Here is a 16,353-nt window from a genome sequence, read left to right as displayed (position 1 = left end):
GGACATGTGCCAATACTCGTTTTTAAATCCGAGGCGAAAGATAAATAAATCCGAAAACCTGTAAAGGGACCTTAGTGGAAATTTAATTTTACTGAAAAAGCGGGCTATTTTTTCAAAAAAACAAGCCATATACTCTTTTATAACTCCTGCTTCTTGTCAAATAAACATTAACATATATATATGTATCCAAAATTGCCCCCGCCGGACCACCCCCGCCGGACCAATTTTTCAAAAAACCTTTTTACATTTAGCCCCGAAAATGGTTTGGACCGTCGTCACATATGGGCTTATAGCCCTCCTTGCCCTGTTCGGCCTCTTCTACCTGTGGCTTGAAGTGCGCTTTTACCGTGCCCTGGGCACCGTCCGGGAGGGCCGTTCCACCGTGAACCCGCCCCCGAGGGTCAGCGTCCTCATCGCCGCCCGGAACGAGTCCGCAGGGATCCGGGCCACCCTGGATTCCGTACTGGACCAGGACTATGCCGGTGTCTGGGATGTTTGGGTGGCCGATGACCGCAGTACCGACGACACCCCCCAGATTCTGGAGGAATACCGCGCCCGCCACCCCGAACGGCTCCATATTTTGACCATCAAGGAAATTCCCGAAGGCGTAAGCCCCAAGAAGCACGCCATCAGCAAGATGATCGAGGCCTGCGAGGGGGACATCCTGTGCCTTACGGACGCTGATTGCATTGTCCAGCGGGAATGGCTTACGGGCATCTTGCGGGAATTCGAACCCGGAATCGAACTGGTAGCAGGGCATTCCTACATCCCCACCGTCCCCGGAAAGTCCCCCTTCATCATCTGCATGCAGGCGGTAGAGACCCTGATTTATCGTGTAGCGGGTACTGCGGGCCTTGCCATGCACCTGCCTCTCACCAGCACGGGCAACAACCTGGCCTACCGGAAGGACTTTTTCAAGAGCGTAAACGGGTTCGAGAACGTCATCAAAATCCAGAGCGGCGACGACGACCTTCTGATGCAAAAGCTGGCCACCGACCGGCCTTTCGCCATGCGTTACTGCATTACCCCCTCCACCTTCGTGACCACAAACGGCAAAGAGACCCTGAAGGAACTCTGGGAGCAGCGCAAGCGCTGGGCCTCCAAGACCATCTACTACTCCCCGAAAATCGTGTTCGTGCTCTCCATGGTGTTCCTGTTTTTGACCATGCTCTGCGTCACGGCAGCGTTTTCGCCCTTCAGCACCGAAGTTTTAATTGCAACCCTCATCGCCTTCGCCCTAAAAAGCCTGGGCGACCTGATCCTCATTTTGCGTGGACTCAAGATATTCCGGCAGGAGCACCTGCTCAAGTGGTGCATTCCCGTAGAAATCGTCCATGCCCCCTTTACCGTCCTGGCAGTGCTGTTTGGCCTGTTCGGACGTTTCAAATGGAAATAAGTTAAGAACGGAAGTCTCATGGCAACTAAAACGAAAGCTCCCGAAAAGACCCTGATTATCGCCGAAAAACCCAGCGTAGCCTCTGACCTGGTAAAAGTCCTGGGTGCAAAGAATTTCAAGAAAGAGACCGCCTACTGGGAAAGTGACACCACCATCGTGAGCCACGCCATCGGCCACCTGGTAGGCATTGCCGACCCCAAGGATATTGACGAACGCTACAAGGCATGGGACATGAAAACCCTCCCCATGCTGCCGGAAAAGTTCCCCCTGGTGGCCCTCCCAACCACCAAGAGCCACCTGACGGCTCTCGGAAAACTCATCAAACGTAAAGACGTCACCACCATCATCAACGCCTGCGATGCGGGCCGCGAAGGTGAACTGATTTTCTTCTACATACTGGACTACGTGCTCAAGGGGAACTTCAAGGGCAAGACCCTAAAGCGCCTCTGGATGCAGAGCATGACGCCTACGGCCATCAAGGATGCCTTTGAGCACCTGCGTACCGCCGAGGACATGGAAAACCTGAAGGACGCCGCCCTTTGCCGCTCCGAGGCCGACTGGCTGGTGGGCATGAACGGGAGCCGCGGGCTTACCGCCTACAACAGTTCCATGGGCGGGTTCCAGATTACCCCCTGCGGCCGTGTGCAGACCCCCACCCTCGCCATTATCGTCAAGCGCGAAGAGGAACGCCTGCAGTTCAAGCCCCAAAAGTTCTGGACCGTCACCGCCAATTTCGACAACAACGGAAGCGACTACCAGGGCAAATGGTTCAAGGCCGACGGCAAGGAAAAACAGAAGCAGATCTTTGACGAAAAAACGGTCAAGGCCATCTTGGAAAAGTGCAAGGGCAAGCCAGGCTCCATTGAAGAAAGCACCTCCGAAAGTGAGCAGAAATGCGCAGGCCTCTACGACCTGACCACGCTGCAGCGCGAAGCCAACAGCCGTTTCGGCTTTAGCGCCAAGACCACCCTTTCCATAGCACAGTCCCTGTACGAACACCACAAGGCCACCACCTACCCCCGTACCGACAGTCGCCACCTGCCCGAAGACTACGTGGCTCCTGTGAAATCTACCCTGGGTAAGATTACGGGCCCTCTGGCAAAGTTCGCCCAGCTGGCCCTGGACAACAACTGGGTCAAGCGCACCCCAAAGGTCTTTGACAACTCGAAAATTTCGGACCACTTCGCCATTATCCCCACCGGGGTCGCTCCCAAGAGCCTTTCCGAAGCAGAAGCGAAGATTTACCAGATGATTTGCCAGCGGTTCATCGCCGTATTTTTCCCGCCGGCAAAATACCTAAACACCACCCGCATTACCACCGTCGAGAGCGAAACCTTCCTTACCGAAGGCAAGATCCTGGTAGACCCGGGTTTCAAGGCGGTTTACGGCAAGGATAGCGACGACGAGTCCAACATTCCCAAGCTGAACGGCAACAAGGCGAAGACCGTTTCCATCGAAGCGGAAGAAGACTTTACCAAGCCTCCTGCCCACTACACCGAAAGTTCGCTCCTCTCCATGATGGAAAGTGCGGGCAAGCTGGTGGAAGACGACGAACTGCGGGACGCCATGAAGGAACGGGGTCTCGGCACCCCCGCCACCCGCGCCGCCATCATCGAAAAGCTGGTCAGCGACAAGTACGTGGTCCGCGACGGCAAGGACATGATCCCTACCGCCAAGGCCTTTGACCTGATCAAGGTGCTTTCGGCCATGAACTGCGAAGCCCTCACCAGCCCGGAACTCACCGGCGAATGGGAATACAAGATGGACCTGATTTCCAAGGGCAAGGAATCCCGGGAAGAGTTCATGAAGGGCATCGTGGAGATGACCCGCACCATGGTAAAGAACATCAAGGGATTCAAGGAAGAACACACCGAAGGCGAAGCCAAGTTCAGCCCCGTAAACGGCAAGAAGGTTTTCGAGACCGTGAGCCGCTACAAGACCGAAGACGGTATCGTCATCCGCAAGATGATTGGCGGAAAGCGCCTTACCGACGAAGAGGTGGTGGAGCTCTTGACCAAGCGCAAGATCGGCCCCCTTACGGGATTCCGCAGCAAGAAGGGTTCCGAATTTTCGGCGGTGGTCATCATCAACGACCAGAACAAGATTGAATTCGTCTTTGACGACAAGCCCGAAGAAATCGACACCGGCAAGAAGGTGGGATCTTCTCCCGTGGACGGAACCGACGTGTTCGAGACCCTCACGGGCTACGTTTCCCAAAGTTATGTGGACAAGCTGCCTTCGGGAATCTCACTTCCCAAGATTCTCCTGGGCAAGGAACTGCCCTTCGAGGCCATCCAGAAGCTATTGGCAGGCGAAAAGACGGAACTTATCAAGGGATTCCGCAGCAAGAGCCACCGGCTATTCGACGCTTACCTGTACTTGGAAAAAGGCAAGCTCAAGTTCGATTTCCCGCCTAGGGAATTCAAGCCCAGACGGTTTGGGAAGAAAAGTGGCTGAGTAACTTCGGAATTCGGATTTCGGAATTCAGAATGAAAATTAACATAGTACCAGCAATCGTTTTTCTGGCAACGACTGTTCTTGTGCAGGCGGAGGATTCTCTGTCGCACGAGCAATTCATTCCGCAGAATTCGTTGACGGAATCCGTGGCAAATCAAGAGACGGAACCCGCGAGCAGTTCCGCCGGTGTCACCAGCACAGCCGATACGGTCCAGCAAGACACCACCCGCACCGACAGCATCGCCGACACTACTGCCGCGGTCATAGAAAACCCTTTCGGTCTGCCCGACGAACTCATGCCCCTCTGGAATTCCATGAGCATCAAGCAAAAGGCCGCCCAGATGGTCATGGTCTATCTATCACCGGCCCAGTTCCTGATAGAGAACGAATTCGGAGCCGTACTGGTCATGAAAAACCACCTGAAGGACACGGCGGCATTCAAGTCCCGAATCAAGGAAGCCAACGAAGGCCTGAAAATCCCCCTGCTGGTGGCAAGCGACCAGGAGGGCGGCTTCGTAAACCGCCTGGGTGGCATCTCCGAAAAATGGAAGCACGCCCCCAGCGCCAAGGAAATGCGGGACATGCCCACGGATTCTGTCCAGCTGATCTCCGCAGAAATCGGGGCTGAACTGATGGAACTGGGCATCAACATGAACCTGGCTCCGGTGCTGGACCCCGCCAAGGACCACCGCAAGAAGAATTCCTTCATGGAAGAAAGCGCCCGCAGCTGGGAAAAGGATTCCACCAGTACCGAAAAAGTCCAGGCCTTTGTCCAGGGCATGCGCCAAAGCGGTGTGGTATGCGTGTCCAAGCATTTCCCGGGTTATGACTCTTGGACCAACAGCGACCATCAAATCGCCATCAGTGCAAGCCCCAAAAAGAAAATCGCCTACAACGTGGAATTTTTCAAGCGGCTTTCCAACGACATTCCCGTAACCATGATGAGCAGCGTGCGGTTTATCCGCATCTCTAGCCGCCCCGCCGTATTCGAGCCGAAAATCGTGAAAATGGCCCGGGATATGGACCCGGAAACGGTGATTCTCACCGACGACCTGTGGGGAGTGTCCCTACGGGCCTGGGTCAGCGGAACAGAACGGGTAAAAAGCAAGGGCTACCCCCGTAAAGATTTCCGCAAGCTTATCCGCACCGCCCTTACCGCAGGCAACGATATGTTCATGATTACCTACCCCGCAAAGGCGGTAGAGATGGTGAACTACCTTGTGCAAATTTCCAAGAACAACAAGACCTACCGCAAGCGCATCGAAGAATCTGCCGCCCGAATACTCAAGATGAAGTATAAGGCGGGGATGATTAAGTAGTGGTTAGTGGTTGGGATCTAGGGGCTAGGTTTTAGGTAACAGGTTGTAGGTGTTAGGGCCGCAGGGGACAAGATGTGTCAGCCGCGGCCAGGGCGAGAATCTTTCTTCGGCAAGTTCTTCACCTCTTTCAACAACTTTTCCGGTCCGATTTTTTCATAGACCAGCTTCAAGATTTCAGCGGCGGCACGGGCGTCGGCCAGAGCCCTGTGGTGGTTAAAGTCCGGAAGCTCCAGGGATTCCGTCAGGTTGTGCAGGCTGTAGCTGGGCAGCCCCGGAAAAAATCTTCGGGAGAGCTTCACCGTGCAAAGCCTGGGCGGGTCATACTTGATGGCACAGCGTTTCAGTTCCGCCATCATGAAACGACTGTCGAACTGCACGTTGTGAGCCACAAAGATGCGGCCTTGCAACATTCCCAACAGGTCTTCGGCGATAGCCGAAAACTGCGGTTTTCCCTGCACCATCTCGTCGGTAATTCCCGTAAGCCTTTGCACAAAGGGCTGGATTGGCATGCCCGGATCTACCAGGGCCTGGAACGTTCCCTCCACGTTGGTATCGTCCATCAAAACGACGCCTATTTCGGTAATGCGTCCATCGGAAGGTTTCCCTCCGGTGGTTTCCAAGTCCACAACGGCAAATTTCACGGTTTAATCCCTGCGAAGCGTTCCCTTACTGGATAGGAACGTCGATATCCAGGGTCTGCCTTGCAGCACGGTTTTCCACACGGGCTTTCATGACCTTGGACTTGGGCCGTCCATAGACAGGCACTACCACCAGGTTCGAAACTCCTGCGTCTTCGCTAGGAGTCGCCTCGGTTTCAGCAACGGTCTTCGAGAATATTGGCGTCTTGCCCTTATCAAAGACAGAATAGGTAAACTCCCGGTTCAGCCCCTTCTTGATTTGCTTGGTTGGTACCTGGAAATAGATGATACCGCCCTTGGGCACCTTGCGCAGGCTGTCCTTGATTTCTTCCTCGGTGGCAAAGTCCGCTTCCATGGCCATACGCACATTCTTCTTCAACTTGTCGGCACTTTCATAAAGCACGGACACGTTGAACTTGGCGTCTTCGGGCATGGCTTCCGGACGCACGTCCCGAATCTTCGCGTTGTTCTGGTAGTATTCCCAGCGGCCGTTGTCGTGGAGAATCACCGTAGAGCCGTTGGAGGTCGTCGCGATAATGTCGTTAGCAAAAGCGCCCGCCGCAAAGGCAAGCAGGCAAGCACATCCAACCAATCCACTCAATTTCATAAACACCCCGATTGTTCGTCGTTTTCAAAAGAAATATAGTATTTGACGGCTACGAGAAGTGAGATTAGTAATGAGTTGTCAGTTATGAGTCGTCAGTATGTAATTTGGCGCCAATGGCGCGATTATAAAAACTCATTACTCACAACTCAAAACTCACGACCCCTTGCACATTAAATCTTCTAGTCCCCGTCAGCCCAAATACCTACAACCTACTACCTATCCCCTATTACCTATATTTTCCCCCCGTGAACGGAAAAACCAGATTTGCGCCCAGCCCCACCGGCTACCTCCACGAAGGCCACCTGCTTTCGGCCCTGTACGTGTGGGCCGCCGCCAAAAAATGGGACCTGTCGGTGCACCTGCGCATCGAGGACCACGACCAGGAAAGGTCAAGGCCCGAACACATCGCCGCCATCCGCGAAGACCTGCAATGGCTTGGCTTCAAGTGGCAAAGCGAAAGCCTCCAGAGCGACCACTTCGGCAGGTTCGAAAAATCCCTCAAGAACCTTGAAGCACAAAACCTGGTCTACCCCTGCTACTGCAGCCGCAAGGAGCTGGAAGAACAAAATCCAAAGAACGAATTTGGCGAAATCATATACCAAGGAAAATGCAAGGGGGGAAGCCTCCCCCTCGCTGCAGCCACATATCATCCCCGCCACTTACTTGTCATCCCCGCGCAGGCGGGGATCTCCCATCAACCTGGCGGGGATATTCATGCGTCTTCCGCTACCCCCTCCAGCGGGGGTTCCCCCCGCAACGCCCCCCACTCCCTCCGAATCAAGATTCCAGACAAAGTAATTAACTGGCACGACCTACGCCTAGGGGACTTTGCCGAAAATCCGAAACTCCAATGCGGGGACTTCCCTATCCGGGATAGGGTCGGCCAATGGACCTACCAATTCGCCGTCTGCGTCGACGACATCGAAGAGGGAATCACCCATGTTATCCGGGGCGAAGACATACGGAATTCCACCGCAAGGCAAATCGCCCTGATGGAACTGATGGGCAGGACCGAACCGCCCAAGTACCTGCACCACCCCCTCGTCGTGGACCCGGCAGGCAAAAAACTTTCCAAGCGGGAAAAAGCCCACAGTATCAGGCAAGACCGGGAAGCAGGCGTCACCCCCCAAGAGCTCTTAGGCCGGGTCCTTTTCAAGGCAGGACTTGCCTCCACCCAAGCGCCCACCGACCTAGATACCGCCCTGGACATCGTCTGCCGAAATCTGTAAAAAAGAAGTCCAAAGAAACCCCTATTCAACAACTCGTAACTCGTAACTCATAACTCGCTACTCCTAAATAATGTATATTCAGGGCATGTCCAACGCAGCCTTGTCCGCCACCCTTTCAAAGATTCGCCAGGAATCGGCTCTTTTCGATTCCAAAGATTCACTCTTGAACTTCAACACCAAGGGCCTGTACCAGACGCCCCTGATGCTTGAAACCGGCGACCTGTTCTTTGAAAAGTGGAAACAGGCCGGAGGCCCGCTGCCCCTGGACTCATTCCTCCCCAAGTCAGAAAATTTCACACCCCAGCAAAAACTAGAGGTGAAAGAACATATCCTGCAAGCCCTCAAGGAAAAGTTGGAGGACTTCGGTACCACCGATTTATACCTGCTGCTGGGATTCTTGAAGTGGGAAGGGAACGCCCTTTCCCCAAGCCTGCTGGTGCCCCTGGATGTGAGCCTCCAGACCCAGACGGTAGCCCTTTCTTCGAAGCCCCCTCTTGAAAACATCGTCCTGCGGGAACGGTTGAAAACGGAGCTTTCGCTCCCCACCATAGAAGACGCCACCCTGAACGGCCAGTTCAGCATCTTGCTGTATTTTTCCCTCTTCGAAAAAGCGGTGGCGGCAAAGAAAAACTGGAAATTTACACGACACGGCATCTGCCTCGCCTTCTTTGATTCCGTCAAGCTTAACCTCAAGAAATGCATGGAACAGGGACTGGACGAATCCAACACCAGCGCCGCCTCTACTGTTCAAGCCTCTTTACCGCCGATGGATTCCAGACCAAGGATTCCAAGTTCGACGGAGAAACCTTTGACAAGCTGTACTCGCCGCTGGACCACTATCCTCTGTACATCACGGATTCCCACACCACCAAGGTCACAGAAGACGCAAAGGATGCCGGAAACAACGCCTACGCCATTCAGGCCCTGCCAGGTACAGACTGGGACCGGGCCACGGCGAACCTGGTGGCCGATTCCATCGCCGAAAAGAAAAGCACCCTGGTGGTTTACCGCAGGGCATCTACCGCCCAAAAGTTTAGGGATAGGCTGTTCCCCCAGTTCCGCAATTTCGAAGGCCCCGAAAGGGACGCCCTTCTGCCGGAACTCCAGAAGACCCGCGATTCTTTTGTGCGGTATTACGACGCCATAAACAAGAACATCCAGCCCTCCGACGCGCCCCTTTCGGACCTGCTGACGGAATTCGTTCAGAACCCGGCCGTCAAGGTTAAAGCATCCGACGCCCTGTTCCAGAAAATTGCGAACATTCCGTACAGGGACTACTGCGAACTCAAGGCGGACCTGGACGAGATTCTTTACCTTTACTTCGAAAAGAAGGGCAAGGAGGCCAGGAACGCCTTCAAGGATGTGCGGGTCCCGAGCCTCTCCGTCGAAGAGCAAGAAGCGATTGCCAAGGAACTTGCCCGTGCCTCAAGCAAGGCCAACGAACTGAAGCCCCTTATCGAGCTGGTCGAAAAGACGGGACTGTTCCCCACAGGCATCTACCTTTCCGGACTTTCGGACATCATCGACCTGATTCTCCAGAACTTCAACAGGAACACTCCTGTCTTTGAAGACTGGGAACTGCGTTCCAACAGCTGGGAAGACTACCAGGATTCCCTGAAGGCGCTTCCCGAAGCAGGCGACAAGTGGGTCCGCTACCGTAGGCAGACATCGGAAATCTACACCGACAACGCCGTAGACGAAAACATCCTTTCTGTCCGCGAAGAATTTGCCGACAGCCTGAAGGCCACCCTCAAGGGCCTTTCGGACCGCTACCGCAGTTCCAAGAAAAAGCTTTTGAAAGTCCTGAAAGACCCGAAGTCCGTCTCCTCGGACAACCAGTTGCTGGACCTGATCGATACCCTGATCGAGTTGCAAGAAAACAAGCGGGCCTACAAGGACACCTCCGTTCTCGGGAACCACCTGCTGGGCCGCGACTGGCTCTACGAACGCTCCAACTGGTTCGAGCTGAACAAGAAGATTACCTACATCTACGACTTTAGGGAGACCCACAAGAACGACCCGCGGCTGGACCTGCTTCTCCAGATTCTGGAGCAGTGGCAGCTGTTCAAGGATGCCCTCCCCCAGATGAAGGACTACGCGAAGGTCGTCAAGGAACTCCAGGAATCCACCCGCAAGATTACGAAGGGTCTTTCTCTGGAAACTCCTCTCGAGAGCCTGTGCATCGAAAAGTGGCTGGACGAAATCCAGCTGTGGAACGCCAACTGGGGCAATCTGGAAATTCACGTGCGCACCACGTCGCTTTTGCAGTCCATCGAAAAATTCGGGGCAAAGGAACTGGTCGACTACCTGAAAGACGCAGACTACGTGAGCCAGAATATCGCCCAGGCCTTCGCCCATTTCTGGGCAGGAACGCAAATCCAGCAGGTCGGCAAGGATTGTCCCGACCTGTTCTCCCTTTTGCCCAAGGCCCGCGCCCAAAAGACCAGGGATTACCGCTCCCGACTGGACCAGTTCTGCAACGCAAACTTCAGGTTGGTGCAAAACACCGTCAAAGACAATCCGGGCCTTTTCGCCTTTATCCCGCTGGAGCAGAGTTTCCAGCTTCCACCGTCTCAGAAATTCCAGACCGTAGTCATTCTGGACGCGGACTGCATTTCGGTCTGCGAGGCGCTTCCCGCCATTTTCAAGGGCCAAAAGACGGTGCTGGTGGGCGATTCCAAGGCGCCTCTCCTGAAGCACCTGCCGCTGGACGGCTACCCCGAAGACAAGACGCCCCATACCCAGGCGTTCCAGGAATCCATTCTCACCATGAGCTTAAGGCAGGGGATTCCCACCAGGGAACTGTGGTTCTCCACCACCTACGCCCATTCCTCCATGATAGATTTTGCGAACTGCAAAATCTACGGTGGCGACATTCGGCAACTGCCGCAACCCAGCCGTGAAAAGGTAAAGAACCAGACCCTGAAAGTCGTATCCGACAAGGTCCTGGAAATCGCGAAGGCCGCTATCCACCATGCCGAAAGGCAACCGGGACGCACTCTCGGCATTATCGCTCTTCACCAGTCCACCTGCATGGAAATCGAGTCGGCCATCAACAGCCTTACACCCAAGGATTCTCCGGCGGCAAGGTTTTTCCAGCCTACAAACCCTTCCATCAGTTTTTACGTAAAGACTCCCGAAAGGGCGGTCAACCGCCTGCGAGATACGATTCTCGTGTGCGGCGAATACGAAACCACCGAAAAGAAAGCCATCAACAATTCCCTTTCTGTCTGTGCAACTCTTGCCAAGAGCGAACTCCAGGTGTTCCTTTCCGAAAGCGACATGGCCCAAAAGCCCAAAGAAAAACCGGACCTGTTCTGGGAATGGATTCTGTACCTGCAGAAGGTGCTTACCTTGAACATTACCGACGAAAAGCCCAAGGAATCGGCTCTCTATGCCCAGGCTCTAAAGGCCCTGCAAGACGAAAACATCCAGGTGGAGCCCTATTTCTGCCAGTGCGGCATTTCTGTCGGCCCTGTGGTGGTTGACGCCAACAATTCCAAGCGGTTCCTCGCCATGGTCGAAGACGACTGCACCACGGAACGTTTCAGGGAATCCATCGAAGACCGGATATACATTCGTCACACATTGCTCCGTCAAATCGGCTGGAAGGTGCTGAACCTGTGGACCCCCTTCTGGTACATGGCCAACAGCGACGAAGTAAGCCACATGGTCACTACCATCGCCATCGAGCAGAGCGTGGCTCCCCCACCCAAGGACGCCTCCGAAGAGGAATCCGAAAGCGTCGACGCCATCAGTGCCGAAAACCTGAGCGTGATTCCCTATACGGTGCTGCACCCGAAAATCGAAGGGACGCCCCACGACAGGCCCATCGCCGAACTTTCGGCGGCATCCATCATCACGCAGCTCAAGTTCTATGTGGACCACGAATCCCCCATTCACGAAGAGTTGCTGCAGCAGAGGCTTTTCGAGCTCCACAAGGAGCCCTGGCCGAACCAGAAACTCGTGCCCCAGATTATGGACGCCATCAAGCAGGGCATCAAGGGCCAGAAGTTTATCCAGACGGGTAAGTTCCTGTATTCCCTCAAGAACCCCGCGGTAGAGCTGAGAGACAGAAGTTTCCGGCCATCTTCGGAACGGAAGATGATCTACGTCTCACCCGAAGAGCGCACGTTCATACCGTCGTCTATGGACGAACGGGACATCAAGCAATTGCTTGGACTGCTGGAATAAGCGGATATTTTACCGCACTTTCACGACGAAAGCGCTGATGTTGTAGGCCGAAAGTTCGCGGGCCTTGTCGTCGGCGGCTTTCTTGTTGTTCCAACCGCCGGCGCGCAACTTGTAGAAGGGAGCGTCGAACACCACCTGGATAGCGTAACCCGTGCTGGCAGAAAGTTCTGCACGGCGGCGCTGGGCCGCATCGAAATCACCTACGGCCTCAAACTGCAAAACGTAAAGGTCCTTAGAGGCCTTCTTGTCGGCACTCGCCTTGCCGGGAACGGCAGGGCCTGCGGCAGCAGAAGTGTCCCGCAAAGAAGCGGAAAGCTCGGGAGAATACTCGTTCCCGCGGAAAAGGGAATCCATGTCCGTAGGGTCTCCGGCAAAAGACAGTGCCGCTGCAAATCCGACAATAAAAGCAATAGACGATTTCATGACATCAATTATAAAAAATTTTCTCGGTTTCCACCCCGTCCATTTCGGCAACGGCACTCCGGTGGGTAATAAAAATCATGGTCTTGTTCGGATAGGCCGCAAAAAGCCTGCGGAACAATTCCCTCTCCGTAGGCTCGTCCAGCGCCGAGCTGATTTCGTCCAGCAGCAAGACGCTCCCGGGCCGCAGGAGTCCGCGGGCCACTGCAATACGTTCCGCCTGGCCTTCGCTAAGCCCCATGCCCCGCTCCCCCAGTTCCATGTCCAGACCGTGGGGCAGATCGAACACGAATTCCGCACAGGCCACCTGCAGCACATGTCGCAGTTCCTCTTCGGTAGCATCCGGTTTGGCCAACTGCAAATTATACCGAACCGTTCCGCTCATTAGGGTATTCCCCTGGGGAACATAGACAAAGTAATCGCATGTATTTGCCGAAACAGGCCGTTCAAAAGCACCTGCGGAGCCACTGGAGTCCGTAGAATAAACAAGCACGTGGCCCTCCCGAGGTTCCACAAGCCCAAGCATCAGGCGGAAAAGCGTCGTCTTACCGGCACCTGTCGTGCCCATGATGGCGGTCTTGCTTCCTGGCTTAAAGTCGTGAGAGTAATTCCGGACAGCATCGTGGTCGGCGGTGGCGTAACGGAAGCTGACATTTTCCAGACGGACGCCCAGGCCAGATGAGCCTTCGGGCACGGTTTTTGCGCCGTCCGAAACATCACCCATCGCACCCTTCGAAGTGCCTTCCGCGCCATTGACCGAACCGTCGCCCTGCAGCTCCTGCAGGCGGTCGATGCTGGCGGTAGCGTGAATCAGGCGGGGCGCGTTGTTCAATATCGAGAGGATTGGCCCCTGAATCTGCCCCACCAGCTGCAAGAAAGAGGTCATGACGCCAAAAGTGATGGTGCCGTTACGGAGCCCGAGACCGCCCCACACAAAGGCCAACAGGTAGCCAAGCCCAAAAGCACCGCCAAAGGCCAGCCGAGAAATCACAGAAAAACGGGTCTGCCGCACCACGTCGTGATGGAGGGTGCGCTGCATGGAATCCAGCCGCTCCGAAACCCAGGGGGCACTTCCCAAACTCCGGAGCACGGCGTTGTTCTCTACGCCCTCCTGCACATGCATCTGGATACGGCTCTCCCCTTCGCGAATCTTGAGGGTCATTTTCCGCAGGCGGTAAGAGACGAACTTCCCGAACACAAGGGCCAGCGGCGTGAGGACCACTAGGGCCCAGGCAAGCCGCGGGTCAAACCAGCGAAGCATCAAGAATGCCCCCAGAAGCTGTATCGCCGTCACCATCATCTGGGGAATTTTCGCCGTAGCCACTTCGCTTACCAGTTCCACGTCTTTGGAAAAACGGGAAGTCACGTCGCCCGAAAGAAGTTCCTTTTCGCTGTAGAGCTTGCGGGTAAACAGCCGCCCGAACATGGAGAGCCTAAGCGCGTTGGACTGCCGGATGGTAGCCACCGACGTGAGGTAGTAATACACCTGGCGGAGCACCACGTTCCCCACCACCGTAAGCACTAGCAGGCCCACCATGCGGGCCACGTCCTGGTCAGAACCGTTCTTGATGGTATCGTCGATAAAGCGCTTGCTGAGCCAAACCATGGCAAGGCCGAGGGAAACCTGCAGGGTTCCCACCGCCACACGAAGGGCCACGTTCAGGCGAACTCCGCGGATACTTTGCCATAGCCACGAAAGGTAATTCATTCCAGCACGTTCACCTTCTGCCAGCTATCCACGATGGCCTGCACATCAGCCTCTGCGCGGGAGCGTTCCACCTCATATACATCGCAAAGTCTGTCCGTCAGGGAAGCTACGGTAAAGTCACCCTGTTCAGTGGCCGTATTCCACAAAAATGCCGCGGTCTCGTTTAGGCACAGGAGTTTCCCAAAATCAAGAGCCCCGATGCCCTCACCCATAATCACCTGTTCGCCACAGACTTCACGTAGCACAAAACCTTTTTTGATTCGCATAAAACCTTCCTTTTATAGTTCTAAAATAGCTTATTTAAGAAATCTAACCTGACCAGACAAATAAAAAGCAGCATGGATAAACTTTTTTTACATACAACCGGTTTAAATCACGACAAAAAGGTGTTTTCTAGTGAAAACATTTTTTCTATTCCAGACCGTTCAAAAAGCCTCCCCTAAATTTACTTTTAGAGGGCATAGAAAAGGAACTCCTATGAATTTCAATAAAATCCTCATTCCCGCCCTTTGTGCTGTCAATGCCATATTTGCAGCCACAATTTACCAAAATCAGGTAGGATTCGTCACAAACGGCTTAAAACAGCTTGTTGTCATCGATGGAGTCGGTAAGACCGTTTCCTTAAAAGACTCCGACGGGAAAGTTGTTTTCAGCAAAACTGTTCCAGAAGCCCAGCCGTGGATACCTGCTGGAACCGATGGTTCGCTGGTGGATTTTAGCGATTTCAAAACTGCGGGCACATACAAGATTTTTTTAGGCGATGAGGAAGTTGGCCACCCTGTCATTATTTCCGACAATGCTCTTGAAGACGTTACCAAAGGCTCCCTAAAATTCTTTTATTTCCAGCGAGCCTCTACAGAGCTGGAGGAAAAATACGCCGGAAAGTACGCTCGCGAAGCCGGCCACCCAGACACTTCTGTCAAATACCATGCATCCACCGGACATGACGTTTCCCTGGGTGAAACTTTTAAAGCCCCCAAAGGCTGGTACGATGCCGGAGACTATGGTAAATACATCGTCAACTCAGGCATCACGACCTACACCCTTCTGCAGCTTTACCAGCAAAACAAAGCCTATTTTGACACCCTCAACTTGAACATTCCTGAAAGTGGAAACAAGATTCCTGACATTCTTGACGAAATCCGTTGGAACCTGGATTGGATGATAGCCATGCAAGACGAAGACGGCGGCGTCTTCCACAAGCTCACTACCCTGAAATTCGCCGGGATGGTCATGCCAGAGAAGGCCACCGCGCAAAGGTATGCTATTGGAAAGGGTGTCGAGGCAACATGGAATTTTGCCGCCGTAATGGCCCTTGCCGCTGACATATACAGTTCTTTTGACTCAAAATTTGCAAGTTCCTGTGCGAAAGCAGCCGAAAAAGCACACCAATGGGCAATACCCAATGCAACGGAAAGGTACACACAACCGAGCGACGTATCAACCGGTTCTTATACAGGATCTAGCATTTGGTCGCTGAAAGTCTGGGCCAATGCAGAACTTTACCGCATATCACATAATAAAAATTTCACAGATGTCATACACTCTGTAAAATTTGGTAGCAAAGACGCTACTCTGCAAAGCTGGTCCCATAGCGCGATGCTTGAAGCATTCACTATCGCCACAAATCCCAACGTCTTCGAGAAAGCCGATGTGGACACAGCAAAAGCGATGATTTTCCGCCTCGCAGACAAGTATGTTGAATCTCTTGAGAATAACGGTTTCGGCATTGCCTTAGAAAGAGGCGATTTCTATTGGGGTTCTAATGGGGGTGCTGCCAATAAAGGCATGGTTCTCATTCACGCCTATATTCTCAGCAAAGACAAAAAATACCTCAATGCAGCCATTGGCATCGCAGACTACATTTTAGGCCGTAATCCTCTCGATTTATCCTATTTGACCGGATACGGAGTTAATCAGGTAATGAACCCTCACCATCGTCCCAGCCAGGCAGATGAAATCGAAGCTCCCGTTCCCGGGATGGTTGCCGGTGGGCCGAACTCATCAGCAACGGATTGCGCTAAGAACTATGTAGACAAAGACGCCGTTGCAAAATCATACTACGATAATTCTTGTAGCTATGCCACCAATGAGGTCGCCATCAACTGGAACGCACCCTTTGCATACCTGGTAGGCAGCATTCAGGCAATCCTTGCAACGGGAAAGGTTTACGACACTTCCACAGCCAAAAGCAGTTCCTCCTACGATCTCGTCTCTATTCCCTCCAGCAAGGCCAAATTCAGCCCCATAAAGGCCGGTAATCGCCTCATCATCAAAGACAACAGCGTCCTTCTGGAAAGAACCGCACCGGATGGCACCAAGAGGTACTTCAACCTGCGCGGCAAAAAGTTACACTAGAAAGGCTCTCCCATAAAAACAAAAGGC

General features: G+C 53.8%; 11 protein-coding genes. 6 read left to right on the top strand and 5 right to left on the bottom strand.

Annotated features, from left to right (window positions below):
• Positions 1-259 precede the first annotated feature (259 nt).
• From IKB43_02110 to IKB43_02100, 3 genes are read left to right on the top strand one after another with little or no spacing between them, the layout of a single operon-like run.
• A complete protein-coding gene (locus IKB43_02110) occupies positions 260-1,396 on the top strand; it encodes a glycosyltransferase (protein ID MBR2468938.1) in 1,137 nt (378 codons plus the stop codon).
• An 18-nt stretch (positions 1,397-1,414) separates the two neighbouring features.
• A complete protein-coding gene (locus IKB43_02105) occupies positions 1,415-3,853 on the top strand; it encodes a DNA topoisomerase III (GenBank protein ID MBR2468937.1) in 2,439 nt (812 codons plus the stop codon).
• A gap of 32 nt (positions 3,854-3,885) precedes the next feature.
• Positions 3,886-5,172 carry a glycoside hydrolase family 3 protein gene (locus IKB43_02100; GenBank protein MBR2468936.1) on the top strand — a complete coding sequence of 429 codons (1,287 nt, stop codon included), beginning with the start codon at positions 3,886-3,888 and terminating at the stop codon, positions 5,170-5,172.
• Between the two features lie 77 nt (positions 5,173-5,249).
• Here IKB43_02100 and IKB43_02095 read toward each other — a convergent pair whose 3' ends face one another.
• The gene (locus tag IKB43_02095) at positions 5,250-5,813 is read right to left on the bottom strand and encodes a 3'-5' exonuclease (protein MBR2468935.1); all 564 of its coding nucleotides are present in this window, start codon (positions 5,811-5,813) and stop codon (positions 5,250-5,252) included.
• 25 nt (positions 5,814-5,838) lie between these two features.
• Positions 5,839-6,417 (bottom strand): hypothetical protein, encoded by a 579-nt coding sequence (locus IKB43_02090; GenBank protein ID MBR2468934.1) that lies wholly within the window; start codon positions 6,415-6,417, stop codon positions 5,839-5,841.
• Positions 6,418-6,938: 521 nt separating this feature from the next.
• On the opposite strand from IKB43_02090, the gene IKB43_02085 reads away from it, so the two are divergent.
• Both IKB43_02085 and IKB43_02080 read left to right on the top strand, forming a co-directional pair.
• Positions 6,939-7,646: a hypothetical protein gene (locus IKB43_02085; GenBank protein MBR2468933.1), complete on the top strand. Its 708-nt coding sequence runs from the start codon at positions 6,939-6,941 to the stop codon at positions 7,644-7,646.
• A gap of 696 nt (positions 7,647-8,342) precedes the next feature.
• Positions 8,343-11,840, top strand: coding sequence for a hypothetical protein (locus IKB43_02080; GenBank protein MBR2468932.1), 3,498 nt, complete (start codon positions 8,343-8,345; stop codon positions 11,838-11,840).
• A 9-nt stretch (positions 11,841-11,849) separates the two neighbouring features.
• Here IKB43_02080 and IKB43_02075 read toward each other — a convergent pair whose 3' ends face one another.
• Genes IKB43_02075 through IKB43_02065 form a run of 3 tightly spaced genes read right to left on the bottom strand, consistent with a single transcriptional unit; the run spans position 11,850 to position 14,234 of the window.
• Positions 11,850-12,221: an SPOR domain-containing protein gene (locus IKB43_02075; protein ID MBR2468931.1), complete on the bottom strand. Its 372-nt coding sequence runs from the start codon at positions 12,219-12,221 to the stop codon at positions 11,850-11,852.
• Between the two features lie 46 nt (positions 12,222-12,267).
• Positions 12,268-13,968 carry an ABC transporter ATP-binding protein gene (locus tag IKB43_02070; GenBank protein ID MBR2468930.1) on the bottom strand — a complete coding sequence of 567 codons (1,701 nt, stop codon included), beginning with the start codon at positions 13,966-13,968 and terminating at the stop codon, positions 12,268-12,270.
• Positions 13,965-14,234 carry a PqqD family protein gene (locus IKB43_02065; GenBank protein MBR2468929.1) on the bottom strand — a complete coding sequence of 90 codons (270 nt, stop codon included), beginning with the start codon at positions 14,232-14,234 and terminating at the stop codon, positions 13,965-13,967. The genes IKB43_02070 and IKB43_02065 overlap by 4 nt, the downstream gene beginning before the upstream one ends.
• Before the next feature lie 211 nt (positions 14,235-14,445).
• On the opposite strand from IKB43_02065, the gene IKB43_02060 reads away from it, so the two are divergent.
• On the top strand, positions 14,446-16,326 hold the full coding sequence (locus IKB43_02060) for a glycoside hydrolase family 9 protein (protein ID MBR2468928.1): 1,881 nt from the start codon (positions 14,446-14,448) through the stop codon (positions 16,324-16,326).
• The last annotated feature ends 27 nt before the right edge of the window (positions 16,327-16,353 follow it).

The sequence above is a fragment of the Fibrobacter sp. genome (genome assembly GCA_017503015.1).
In the GTDB taxonomy this organism is placed as follows: Bacteria; Fibrobacterota; Fibrobacteria; order Fibrobacterales; family Fibrobacteraceae; genus Fibrobacter.
This window is presented reverse-complemented; position numbering and strand designations above follow the sequence as displayed.

Bases quoted from the DNA above. Each gene is read 5' to 3' on its own strand.
- IKB43_02065 (MBR2468929.1), bottom strand. From the start codon at position 14,234: ATGCGAATCAAAAAAGGTTTTGTGCTACGTGAAGTCTGTGGCGAACAG.
- IKB43_02060 (MBR2468928.1), top strand. From the start codon at position 14,446: ATGAATTTCAATAAAATCCTCATTCCCGCCCTTTGTGCTGTCAATGCC.
- IKB43_02100 (MBR2468936.1), top strand. From the start codon at position 3,886: ATGAAAATTAACATAGTACCAGCAATCGTTTTTCTGGCAACGACTGTT.
- IKB43_02090 (MBR2468934.1), bottom strand. From the start codon at position 6,417: ATGAAATTGAGTGGATTGGTTGGATGTGCTTGCCTGCTTGCCTTTGCG.
- IKB43_02110 (MBR2468938.1), top strand. From the start codon at position 260: ATGGTTTGGACCGTCGTCACATATGGGCTTATAGCCCTCCTTGCCCTG.
- IKB43_02105 (MBR2468937.1), top strand. From the start codon at position 1,415: ATGGCAACTAAAACGAAAGCTCCCGAAAAGACCCTGATTATCGCCGAA.
- IKB43_02070 (MBR2468930.1), bottom strand. From the start codon at position 13,968: ATGAATTACCTTTCGTGGCTATGGCAAAGTATCCGCGGAGTTCGCCTG.
- IKB43_02080 (MBR2468932.1), top strand. From the start codon at position 8,343: ATGCATGGAACAGGGACTGGACGAATCCAACACCAGCGCCGCCTCTAC.